The 10,783-nt window shown below is 68.9% G+C and carries 10 protein-coding genes and 1 riboswitch; of the genes, 7 read left to right on the top strand and 3 right to left on the bottom strand.

The genetic code is table 11. From position 1 onward, the window contains the following. Nucleotides 1–41 precede the first annotated feature (41 nt). Together QRN21_RS03780 and QRN21_RS03785 are read left to right on the top strand one after the other, a co-directional pair. Nucleotides 42–1,289: an MFS transporter gene (locus QRN21_RS03780; RefSeq protein ID WP_285363157.1), complete on the top strand. Its 1,248-nt coding sequence runs from the start codon at nt 42–44 to the stop codon at nt 1,287–1,289. Nucleotides 1,290–1,311: 22 nt separating this feature from the next. Further along, complete coding sequence (locus tag QRN21_RS03785) at nt 1,312–2,034, top strand: DUF6882 domain-containing protein (protein WP_285363158.1); 723 nt, start codon at nt 1,312–1,314, stop codon at nt 2,032–2,034. A gap of 20 nt (nt 2,035–2,054) precedes the next feature. Here QRN21_RS03785 and QRN21_RS03790 read toward each other — a convergent pair whose 3' ends face one another. Continuing rightward, the gene (locus QRN21_RS03790) at nt 2,055–2,531 is read right to left on the bottom strand and encodes a DUF4188 domain-containing protein (RefSeq protein WP_072590897.1); all 477 of its coding nucleotides are present in this window, start codon (nt 2,529–2,531) and stop codon (nt 2,055–2,057) included. 65 nt (nt 2,532–2,596) lie between these two features. Here QRN21_RS03790 and QRN21_RS03795 point away from each other — a divergent pair, with 65 nt between their 5' ends. Next, a complete protein-coding gene (locus QRN21_RS03795) occupies nt 2,597–3,157 on the top strand; it encodes a TetR/AcrR family transcriptional regulator (RefSeq protein ID WP_285363159.1) in 561 nt (186 codons plus the stop codon). A gap of 61 nt (nt 3,158–3,218) precedes the next feature. Beyond that, the gene (locus QRN21_RS03800; RefSeq protein ID WP_285363160.1) at nt 3,219–3,773 is read left to right on the top strand and encodes a hypothetical protein; all 555 of its coding nucleotides are present in this window, start codon (nt 3,219–3,221) and stop codon (nt 3,771–3,773) included. Nucleotides 3,774–3,875: 102 nt separating this feature from the next. On the opposite strand, the gene QRN21_RS03805 is transcribed toward QRN21_RS03800, so the two are convergent. Further along, nucleotides 3,876–4,754 carry a bifunctional methylenetetrahydrofolate dehydrogenase/methenyltetrahydrofolate cyclohydrolase gene (locus QRN21_RS03805; RefSeq protein WP_285363161.1) on the bottom strand — a complete coding sequence of 293 codons (879 nt, stop codon included), beginning with the start codon at nt 4,752–4,754 and terminating at the stop codon, nt 3,876–3,878. Beyond that, on the bottom strand, nt 4,751–6,025 hold the full coding sequence (gene glyA / locus QRN21_RS03810; RefSeq protein WP_285363162.1) for a serine hydroxymethyltransferase: 1,275 nt from the start codon (nt 6,023–6,025) through the stop codon (nt 4,751–4,753). The genes QRN21_RS03805 and glyA overlap by 4 nt, the downstream gene beginning before the upstream one ends. Nucleotides 6,026–6,060: 35 nt before the next feature. Beyond that, a riboswitch (ZMP/ZTP riboswitch) is annotated at nt 6,061–6,145 on the bottom strand. A gap of 52 nt (nt 6,146–6,197) precedes the next feature. On the opposite strand from glyA, the gene QRN21_RS03815 reads away from it, so the two are divergent. The 3 genes from QRN21_RS03815 to QRN21_RS03825 all read left to right on the top strand — a co-directional run. Next, entirely contained in the window at nt 6,198–7,721 is a 1,524-nt protein-coding gene (locus QRN21_RS03815) for a beta-N-acetylhexosaminidase (protein ID WP_285363163.1), read from the top strand. Further along, entirely contained in the window at nt 7,718–8,884 is a 1,167-nt protein-coding gene (gene nagA / locus QRN21_RS03820) for an N-acetylglucosamine-6-phosphate deacetylase (protein ID WP_285363164.1), read from the top strand. The genes QRN21_RS03815 and nagA overlap by 4 nt, the downstream gene beginning before the upstream one ends. A 428-nt stretch (nt 8,885–9,312) precedes the next feature. After that, nucleotides 9,313–10,783 (top strand): sigma-70 family RNA polymerase sigma factor (locus QRN21_RS03825; RefSeq protein ID WP_285363165.1); only part of this gene is annotated, 1,471 nt, incomplete at its 3' end.

Genomic DNA, 10,783 nt, shown 5'->3' on the forward strand with positions numbered 1-10,783 from the left:
GAGTGGCAGGATTGACGGATGCAGAGCAGCGACGAGCCGTCATGATCCGCGCCCTCGCAGCGATGCAGGACCGAGGATTCCGCTGGTTCTTCCTCGCCCGCGCCATCACTCTGATCGCAGGGTCGATGTCGTCGATCGCACTGGCCTTCGCCGTGCTCGAGATCGACAACGACGCACGCTCGCTCTCCCTGGTCCTGGCCGCCTTCACCGTCAGCAACATCGTCTTCCTGCTCTTCGGCGGCGTGATCGCCGACCGGCTGCCTCGCGCGCTGATCATCCAGTCCTGCTACGTCATCGACATCCTGACGGTGGGCGCGATGGCCGCCCTCCTGTTCAGCGGCACAGCCACGGTTCCCCTGCTCGCTCTGCTGTCGGTGGTGAACGGTGCGTCCACCGCGTTCGTGCTCCCCGCCATGCAGGGGATCATCCCGCAGCTGACCTCCCCCGAGCACCTGCAGCAGGGCAACGCGATGCTGTCGTTCGTGCGCTCGGCGACCACGATCGGCGGCCCGATCATCGCGGGCATCGTCGTGGCCGCGGCCGGCCCCGCCTGGGCCATGGTCGTTCAGGCGATCGGCTGGGTCATCGCGATACCCGTCCTGGCGATGGTCCGACTGCCTCCGCCTGATCATGCGGGCGGAACCACGATGTTCCACGACCTCAGGATCGGGTGGCAGGAGTTCTGGAGTCGCACGTGGCTGTGGGTCATCGTTCTCGCCTTCATGGTGATGAACGCCATCCACATCGGCGCGTGGGGCGTCGTCGGTCCGTACATCGCCAAGAACGACGAACGGCTCGGCATCGCCGGCTGGGGGTGGGTCGTCAGCGCCGAAGGCGTCGGCATCCTGCTCATGACCCTCGTCCTGATGTGGTTCCCGCTGAAACGCCCCCTGCGCTACGGCATGATCGGCATGGCCGCGTTCGCGATCCCGCTCACCGTCCTCGGCGTGCACCCCGCGGTGGTGCTGCTCGCCATCGCCGCCTTCCTCGCCGGCGCCGGGGCCGAGGTGTTCAGCACCGGGTGGAACCTCGCGATGATGGAGAACATCCCGGGCGACAAGCTGTCCCGCGTCTCGAGCTACGACATGCTCGGCAGCTTCGTCGTGATGCCGATCGGCACCCTCGTCTACGGCTGGCTGATCACCCGCAGCGATGTCGAGACGGTGCTGGTCACCTCGGGGATCCTCTATGCCGTGCTCGCCGCCGTGACACTGGTGGTACCGAGTGTCTGGCGGATGGGCCGCCCCTCCGATGCAGTGTCCCCGCGCTCGGAGTTGGCGGATTCATAGCAATCCGGGCGAGACTGTGGGCATGACCTTCGCCGCGCTCCAGCCGCTCGCAGACCGTGCCGCACTGTTCTCCGCCCTCCGTCAGGACTCCCTGGCCACCGCCCTCGAGGACCTCGGTGACAATCGATGGGATGCCGACATGGCGGCGGGCACCCTCACCTTCACCTCGAACGCCGATGCCACGCGCCGGCTCGTGGCCCGCGCCCACCTCGTCGCGACGATCGCCCCCGGTCCCCGCTCGCTGCTCTGGGCGTGGGCGCACCCGCAGGGCGACCCTGCCGGCATCGCCGGCCAGCTGCGCGATTACGGCAGGGAGCACGGCATCCCGGAGCTGAGCGAGCAGGAGCTCCCCTTCCCCGCGGACGCCACCGGCGACGCCGACTGGATCACCGCAGCCGCCCACACGGTCGGCGCGGTCGCGGTCGAGCTCACCGGTCGAGCGCCCTACTACCTCGCGCCGGTCGGCGGCGGCACGTACGCCGTCTTCCTGCTCGATGCGCCGCTCCCCGCCCTGACCGTCGCCGCAGCCTCCATCGCCCTTCCGCGGATCCTCTCGGGCCTGGCTCTGCCTGATGCCCGGACGGCGGTCTGGGACGCCGCCCGTCTCGCCGGGTGGAACCTCACGTGGACCGACGAGGCGTTCTCGGGGGCCATGGTCGCCGACGGCACGGGCACTGCGACCTTCCGCTTCGACGAGCAGGCTCGCATCACGAACATCGAGAGCAGCCTGCACCCCCAGGGCTGAGCTCTGATGATGCCGGCGCGTCAGCGACCCATCCGCTGGCGCGCCGTCTTCATGCCCGGCCCCACGGGGACGTGCGCGGTCGCCGCCGCGAGTCCGAATGCCGGCATGTCGACGTAGACGGCCTCCAGATCCGCTGTCGGCACCTGATAGGTCTCATGCCACACGCCGACACTCCCCGTTCCCTGCAGCGTGCGCATGAAGTCGCGCCAGGGCTGCAGATGGGGCGCGTCGCGGTCGGCGGCGAACCGCTGCAGATGCTCCGGACTCTCCCAGTACGACAGCAGGATCGTCGTGCGACCGAACCAGCTGTGCACTCCGAGCATCCCCGCCTCCGGGTGCGTCACGAGATGCTGCAGCATCGGGGGCATCTTGCTGGCCGTCCGCCACACCCTGCCGAGCTGCCACCACCGATTGGCTCGCATCCCGATCAGGAAGACCGTCACATCCGATCGTTCCGGAGCGGCCGTGAACCTGCCGGGGAAGACGTGCTGAGTCATGCGCTCTCCTTGGAACATCGTTATGTAACTGCGTTATGCAACAACGTTACGATAAGATCGATCCCATGGCAAGACCTCCCCTGTACGACGACGCCCTGCGCGACCGCCTGCTCGACGCGACGGCCGAGATGGTCGACGACAAGGGCCCCGAGCGGATCAGTCTCCGCGACATCGCACAGACCGCCGGCACCTCGACCTCAGCGGTCTACGCGCTGTTCGGCGGGAAGACCGAACTGCTCGTCGCGGTCATCGAGCACGGCTTCGCGTCGTTCGGCGAGGCGCAAGCCACGGCCGAACCGGAAGGGCTCCGCGCACTCGGATTCGCGTATCGGACGTGGGCGATGGAGAATCCCGCGCTCTACCGCCTCATGTTCGGCGGCGCAGTGGCGACCGAGGACTGCCGCCCCGATGACGCGACCATGAGCACGGCGATGGCGCCGCTCGTGCGCGCGCTCGCGGCCCGCGTCGACGAACCGCAGGTCATGGCCGCCGCTCTCACCGTCTGGGCGCAGGTGCATGGAGCCGTGAGCCTCGAACTCGCCGGGGTCACTCCCCCGCTCGTCCCGTGGGACTCCGTCTACGGCACCGTGGTCGATGCGGTCGAACGCGCGTTTCCCGCACGCTGATCCCCACCAGGCTCCGCAGGGAGATGCCGCGGCATCCGAGAGTGTGTGGAATTCTGGTCAGATGAAGAACGGAATCGTCCGGTTCGCCGCGCTCTACGTGTTCAACGTCGCGGTGCTGTTGCTCATCGGCCTGTTGTCGTCGGGGGTCTCTGTCGGGTTCACCGCGCTGTGGGCGGCCGTCATCCTGACGCTCGCAGCGCGCTTCGTGAAGCCGCTGCTCACCGCGGCGTTCCGCAACGCGGCGGCGAAGTCCGCGGCCGATCGCACGAGGACCGGCGAGAAGGTCGTCCAGTACGTCCTCGTCTATCTCGTCGAGCTGCTCATCTGGGTGGCCGTCGTCTGGCTGAGCGGCGTCCGCGCCTCTGGCTTCTGGAGCTACGCGCTCCCGCCGCTCTTCCTGCTGTTCGGCTGGATGATCTACGACCAGGTCGACGACAGGCTGCGGGCGAAGGCCGGCGAGCTGTACGACGCCGTGCAGGGCAAGGTGTCGCGCCGCAAGCCGGCGCCCGCAGCCTCCACGCCCGCCCCGGAGACGACCGCCGCCGCGGAGGCGCGGGAGGAGCTCCACGACGGTCTGACCCCGGAGCAGCGGCGGATGCTCGACGAGCTGGGCTGAACGCAGACGGTCCCGATCCCGGGCCTCACCCCGATCCGCAGGCGGATCGGAAGGGGAAGTCCACGGATCGGGACCGACGATGCAGATCGAGACCGGCGACGGTCAGACCAGGCGTTCCGCCGCCTCGACGACGTTGGTCATGAGCAGGGCGACGGTCATCGGACCGACTCCGCCCGGGTTCGGCGACACCCAGCCCGCGACCTCGGCGACATCCGGGTGCACGTCTCCGAAGACGAGGTTCTTGCCCGTCTCCGGGTCGGTCTCGCGTGTCACGCCGACGTCGAGCACGGCGGCGCCCGGCTTGACGTCCTCGGCGCGGATGAGGTGCTTGACGCCCGCGGCGGCGACGATGACGTCGGCCTCCTGCAGGTACCGCGGCATGTCGACCGTGCCGGTGTGCGTGAGCGTGACCGTGGCGTTCAGGTCGCGTCGCGTCAGCAGCAGGCCGATCGAGCGACCGATCGTCACACCTCGTCCGACGACCACGACGTGCTTGCCGGCGAAGTCGTAGCCGTTGCGCAGCAGCAGCTCGATGACACCCCGCGGCGTGCACGGCAGCGGGGTGTGGATCGGGTTGTTGACGTTGAGCACGAGTCGACCGAGGTTGGTCGGGTGCAGTCCGTCCGCATCCTTCGCCGGGTCGATCCGCTCGAGGATCGCGTCCGTGTCGATGTGCTTCGGCAGCGGCAGCTGCACGATGTATCCGTGGCAGTCCGGATCGGCGTTGAGCTCGTCGATCAGCGCCTCGACGTCGGCCTGGGTGGCATCGGCCGGCAGCTCGCGCTGGATCGAGTTCATCCCGATCGCCTCGGACTGACGGTGCTTCATACCGACGTAGAGCTGAGATGCCGGGTCGGCTCCGACGAGAACGGTCGCGATGCCGGGCACCACGCCCTTCGCCTTCAGCGCGGCGACCCGTTCGGTGAGCTCGGCCTTGATCGCGGCCGACGCCGCCTTGCCGTCGAGGATCTTCGCGGTCACTGCTGCAGCTCCGGGTAGAGCGGGAAGCCTGCGGCGAGCGCATCGACACGCGCACGGAGCGCCTCGACGTCGGCGCCGGGGAGCAGCGCGAGTGCGATCACGTCGGCGACCTCGGTGAACTCGGCGTCGCCGAAGCCGCGGGTGGCGAGTGCCGGCGTCCCGATGCGCAGACCCGAGGTGACCATCGGCGGGCGCGGGTCGTTCGGCACCGCATTGCGGTTGACGGTGATGTGGATGTCGTGCAGCAGGTCCTCGGCCTGCTTGCCGTCGATCGCGGCGTCACGCAGGTCGACGAGCACCAGGTGCACGTCGGTGCCGCCGGAGCGCACTCCGATGCCGGCATCCTTCACATCCTGCTGCGAGAGACGCTCGGCGAGGATTGACGCTCCGCGCAGCGTGCGCTCCTGGCGCTCCTTGAACTCCGGGGTGCCCGCGAGCTTGAACGCCGTCGCCTTCGCGGCGATCACGTGCATCAGGGGGCCGCCCTGCTGCCCCGGGAACACAGCCGTGTTGAGCTTCTTCGCGAGGTCGGCGTCGTTCGTCAGGATGAAGCCCGAACGGGGGCCGCCGATCGTCTTGTGCACGGTCGACGAGACGACGTGGGCGTGCGGCACCGGGTTCGGGTGGAGGCCGGCGGCGACGAGGCCGGCGAAGTGCGCCATGTCGACCCAGAGCAGCGCGCCGACCTCGTCGGCGATCGCACGGAAGGCGGCGAAGTCGAGCGTGCGCGGGTATGCCGACCAGCCGGCGATGATGACCTTCGGCTTGTGCTCGAGGGCGAGGCGACGCACCTCGTCCATGTCGATGGTCGAGGTCTCGGGGTCGACGCCGTAGGCGACGATGTCGTACAGGCGGCCGGAGAAGTTGATCTTCATGCCGTGAGTGAGGTGACCGCCCTGGTCGAGGGCGAGGCCGAGCAGCGTGTCGCCGGGCCGAGCGATCGCGTGCAGCACGGCGGCGTTCGCGGATGCTCCCGAGTGCGGCTGGACGTTCGCGAACTCCGCGCCGAACAGGTCCTTGGCGCGCTGGATCGCGAGCTCCTCCGCGACGTCGACCTCTTCGCAGCCGCCGTAGTAACGACGGCCGGGGTATCCCTCGGCGTACTTGTTCGTCAGCACCGAGCCCTGGGACTGGAGCACGGAGACGGGCACGAAGTTCTCGGATGCGATCATCTCGAGGAACGTCTGCTGCCGTGCGAGCTCTCGGTCGAGGACCTGTGCGATCTCGGGGTCGACCTCGGAGAGTGGGGCGTTGAAGTAACGGTCGGTCATGACATGCTCCTCTGACAACGGATTCGAAGGGTGTACCTATCGGCCCAGGCGCGCGGTCGAATTCCGTGGTCAGTCGCTCCCCGGTGGTAGTCCACCCAGACGCCAGTCGCGACGTGAGAAAGCATAGCGGATTTCCCTGTGCTGCCGACTCTGCGCACGGTAGGTTTTGTTCATGGTCCTTCCCCATTCCATGCCCCTTGTTCCTCTTCCCGCTTCCTCCATCGCCGTCGATGGTCGGCTGCCCGTCTCCGACGGCCTGCGAGTCGTCGGCGACTCCCCCGCGGCGGCCCAGCTGATCGACGCCGTCGCGCGCCGCAGCGGCATCCGGCTGTCGCACTCGACGGACAGCACCGGCGCCGGCACCGGGTCGACGATCGTCCTGCGGATCGACCCCGCCGCGGCGCCCGAAGGATACGGGCTCACAGTCGGCGACTCCGTCGAGATCGTGGGCGGCGACGAGGCAGGACTCTTCTACGGCGTGCAGACGCTGCTGCAACTGCTCCGTGAGGACGACGAGGGATGGGCGTTCCTGCGCGCCGAGATCACCGACGCGCCACGATTCGCACGTCGCGGCGTCATGCTCGACGTCACGCGTCACTTCTTCGACGTCGATGAGGTCAAGAAGTTCATCGACAGCACCAGTGCCCTGAAGTTCAATCACCTGCACCTGCACCTCAGTGACGACCAGGGCTGGCGCATCCAGATCGACTCGTGGCCGAAGCTCACCGAGCTCGCCTCGTCCACGGCCTCCCTCGGCGACCCCGGCGGCTTCTACACGAAGGACGACTATCGCGAGATCGTCGCGTACGCCGCTGAGCGGCACATGGTCGTGATCCCTGAGATCGACCTCCCCGGTCACACGCACGCCATCGGCGTCGCGTATCCGGAGCTCGTCGAGGATCCGGTCATGAACGACAGCCTGATCGCCGAATCGGCGCGCCTGGGGCAGCCGCTCCCCGTCGCAGGCGAGCCCTATCTCGGGTGGGGCGTCGGGCACTCGAGCGTCCGCATCCATGAAGAGCGCACCTACGAGTTCGTCCGTGACGTCGTGCGCGAGCTCGCCGAGATGACCCCGGGTCCGTACATCCACATCGGCGGCGACGAGTCCCTCGGCACCCCGCAGGCGGACTTCGATCTGTTCGTCGAGCGCGCCACCGCGATCGTGTTCGAGGAGGGCAAGATCCCCGTCGCCTGGCACGAGGTGGGCGCAGCGAAGGACATCGCCGAGGGGACGATCGGCCAGTACTGGGGCAAGACGACACCCGAGGGATCGCACGCTGAGGAGGCGGCGCACTTCGTCGAGCGCGGCGGGGCGCTGATCATGTCGACCGCCGACGTCGCCTACCTCGACATGAAGTACACCGAGGATTTTCCGCTCGGACTCACCTGGGCCGCGATCATCGATGTCCGCAGGGCGTACGAGTGGGAGCCGACCGCTGTGCTCGACGTCCCGGAGTCCGCGATCCTCGGCATCGAGGCTCCGCTGTGGAGCGAGACCACCCGCACCCTGAGCGAGGTCGAGCAGCTGGTCTTCCCGCGGGCCGCCGCTCAGGCGGAGGTCGCGTGGTCACCGCGCGACGCCGACGGCCGGGACTGGGAGTCGTTCCGCGGGCGACTCGGCGCACTCGCCCCGCTGTGGAAGGCTGAGGGCGTGGACTTCCACCCCGCAGACGAGATCCCCTGGAGCGAGCGATGACATCCGTTTCGACAGCGACGGGATCGGTCGTCATCCACTCGGCCCGACTGATCGACCACGGCGTCGAGGTCGCGGACGCCTGGGTTCGCATGGAACACGGGCGGGTCGCCGCTCTCGGCACCGGCCAGACGTGGGCCCCCGCCGATGAGGTCGTCGACGCGACCGTCGTCGCCGGGCCGCATGCCGTACTCACACCCGGATTCATCGACATCCACTGCCACGGCGGCGCGGGAGCGTCGTTCGACGACGGGCCGGAGGCGATCCGCTCGGCTCGCGCTCTGCACCGCGCTCATGGCACGACACGATCGGTGATCTCCCTCGTCACCGCCCCCGTCGACGCCCTCGCTCGACGCGTGGCGCAGATCGCCGACCTGATGGAGTCGGATGCCGACATCCTGGGTTCGCATCTGGAAGGGCCGTTCCTCGACCCGGCGCACCACGGAGCTCACGAGCCGTCGCTGCTGCGCACTCCGACACGAGACGACGTCGCCCGCCTGCTCGACGCCGGCCGCGGGACGATCCGGCAGGTGACGATCGCACCGGAGCTCCCCGGCGGTCTCGAGGCGATCCGGATGATCGTGGACGCCGGCGCTGTCGCAGCGGTGGGACACACGAGTGCGGATGCCGCGACTGCGGACGCGGCATTCGAGACCGGCGCCTCCGTGCTGACCCACGCCTTCAACGCCATGCCCGGAATCCATCACCGAGCGCCGGGGCCGGTACTGGCGGCGGCGGCCGACCGCCGCGTGGTGCTCGAGGTGATCGCCGACGACATCCACCTCGACCCGCACGTGGTCAAGCTCGTGTTCGACTCGGCACCCGGTCGCGTCGCACTCATCACGGATGCCATGGCGGCTGCCGGCAGCGCCGACGGGCACTACGACCTGGGTGCGGTGAGCGTGACTGTCCTCGACGGCATCGCGCGCGCGGACGACACGGGATCGATCGCGGGGTCGACGCTCACCCTCGACGCGGCGCTGCGCAGGGCGACCGCGGCGGGCGCACCTCTCACGGAAGCCGTCCGGGCGCTCACCGAGACACCGGCGGGAGCGATCGGATACGGCGACCGGATCGGTCGCCTGGCGGTCGGGTTCGTCGCTGACGCGGTGCTGCTGAACGCACAGCTGCAGGTCGCTCGCGTGTGGATCGGCGACCGGCCGTAGCCCGGTGCGGGTGAGGGGCCGCCGTTCCCCAGATCGGCGACCCCGTCACAATTCCCCCCACGTTGCGAGAGCTGGCGGGCCGAGCGCTCCTCCCCCGAGGTGCCCGACCCACCATGCCGGTGCACTTACCCCTTGCACCAGCGCCTGAGCTCCGCCCCCCGGTGGAGCCCCATGGCTGTCTCTAGTGATGAGACGACGTCGACGCCGATTCATTACGCGATTTCTCAGATCTTTTTTCACGGTTCTTCCGCGCGCCCGACTGATCTGCCCGTGATCAGGTCTTTATTCGCCCCCGGTCTTCTGCGAGCACTTTTCGAGAAGGGGTGGCAAGCCTGAGAGATAGGAGAGAGAATGGAGATGACGCGTGATGAAAATGGGGTTCACGCGTCTCTTCATGTGGAGGCGCACTCGCGCTCCACGACAGATGGATGACAGTGGATCAGGACAGCACTTCACACGAGGAAACGATCGCCGACGCCGATCTCGTCCTGCGCACCCGCTCGGGTGACGCGGCGGCCTTCGGCGAACTGTGGAGGCGGCACTATCCCTCCGGCATGTCGGTCGCGCGATCGATCACGTCGTCGATCGACCCCGACGACCTCGTGCAGGAGTCCTACACCCGCATCTATCAGGCGATCATCAAGGGCGGCGGACCGAACGGATCGTTCCGCGCCTACCTGTTCACGAGCATCCGCAACACCGCCGCCGCCTGGGGCCGCTCTCGACGCGAGTCCGCCATCGACGAGCTCGACTCCGTCGCCGATCCCGACAGCACCGACCAGGCGGCCAACGAGGCCCTCGATCGCAGCCTGACCGCGCAGGCGTTCCGCAGCCTGCCCTCCCGCTGGCAGGAAGTGCTCTGGTACACAGAGATCGAGCAGATGAAGCCGCAGGAGGCCGCGACCCTGCTCGGCATGAAGTCCGGCGCCGTCTCGCAGCTGGCTTTCAGAGCGCGTGAAGGACTTCGCGAAGCGTGGATCCAGGCTCACCTCCGCAGCGCGGCCGAAGGTTCCGACTGCCAGTGGACCATCGAGCACCTGGGCGCCTACTCGCGCGGCAACCTCAGCACGCGAGACCACAACCGTCTCGAGCAGCACCTCGACCAGTGCGCACGCTGCATGATCGTCGCCGCTGAGGCGAAGGACGTCTCCAAGCGGCTGGCCCTCGTGCTGCTGCCCCTCGTCCTCGGAGTCACGGGTTCCGCAGGCTACCTCGCCACCCTCCAGGGTGGCGGTACGCCCATCGTCGCGCTCGCGGCCATGCCCTCGGGGATCACCGAGGGAGCTGTCGTGGCTGCGGGAGGCGGAACAGCCGCCGCCGGATCGTCGAGCGGCACCGGTGGAGCCGGCGCGACCGGCGCAGGCACAGCGACCGGTGGCGGAGCCGGTGGCACGGCGACCGGAGGCATCTTCAGCGGAGTCGGTGCGCTCGTCAGCGCAGGATCGGCGGCCCTCGTGGTCGCCGGGGTCGTGGCGGCCGCCACAATCATCCCGAGCCTCACGGGCGCGACGCCCGCGGCATCGATGCCGAGTGCGGGCGACAGCGATTCCTCGTCGATCAGTGCAGACGTCGGGCCCGACGAGTCGATGTCCGACGACAAGACGCCGATCGTCGATGAAGCGGAGACCGAGCCCGAGCCCGTCACCCCGCCCGTCGAAGCACCCGTCACCCCCCAGCCCGCTGAGGACATCGCGCCGGCGATCGTCTCACCCCCGGCCCCGACCGAGTCGACCGCGCCGGCACTGCCCGAGTCCACGTCCCCTCCCGTGGACGAAGAGCCTGACGACGAGAACCCCGACGGCGAGAACCCCGATGGCGAGGTCCCGGGCGAGAACCCCGGAGAGACCCCCGGCGGCGAAACCCCCGGCGAGAACCCCGGAGAAACCCCCGGCGGCGAAA

The sequence above is a fragment of the Microbacterium sp. LMC-P-041 genome (genome assembly GCF_030209555.1).
Taxonomy (GTDB): domain Bacteria; phylum Actinomycetota; class Actinomycetes; order Actinomycetales; family Microbacteriaceae; genus Microbacterium.

Excerpts from the sequence above, each read along its gene's own strand:
- nagA (WP_285363164.1), top strand. The coding sequence starts at position 7,718 with ATGACATCCGTTTCGACAGCGACGGGATCGGTCGTCATCCACTCGGCC.
- QRN21_RS03795 (WP_285363159.1), top strand. The coding sequence starts at position 2,597 with ATGGCAAGACCTCCCCTGTACGACGACGCCCTGCGCGACCGCCTGCTC.
- glyA (WP_285363162.1), bottom strand. The coding sequence starts at position 6,025 with ATGACCGACCGTTACTTCAACGCCCCACTCTCCGAGGTCGACCCCGAG.
- QRN21_RS03780 (WP_285363157.1), top strand. The coding sequence starts at position 42 with ATGATCCGCGCCCTCGCAGCGATGCAGGACCGAGGATTCCGCTGGTTC.
- QRN21_RS03785 (WP_285363158.1), top strand. The coding sequence starts at position 1,312 with ATGACCTTCGCCGCGCTCCAGCCGCTCGCAGACCGTGCCGCACTGTTC.
- QRN21_RS03790 (WP_072590897.1), bottom strand. The coding sequence starts at position 2,531 with ATGACTCAGCACGTCTTCCCCGGCAGGTTCACGGCCGCTCCGGAACGA.
- QRN21_RS03815 (WP_285363163.1), top strand. The coding sequence starts at position 6,198 with ATGGTCCTTCCCCATTCCATGCCCCTTGTTCCTCTTCCCGCTTCCTCC.
- QRN21_RS03800 (WP_285363160.1), top strand. The coding sequence starts at position 3,219 with ATGAAGAACGGAATCGTCCGGTTCGCCGCGCTCTACGTGTTCAACGTC.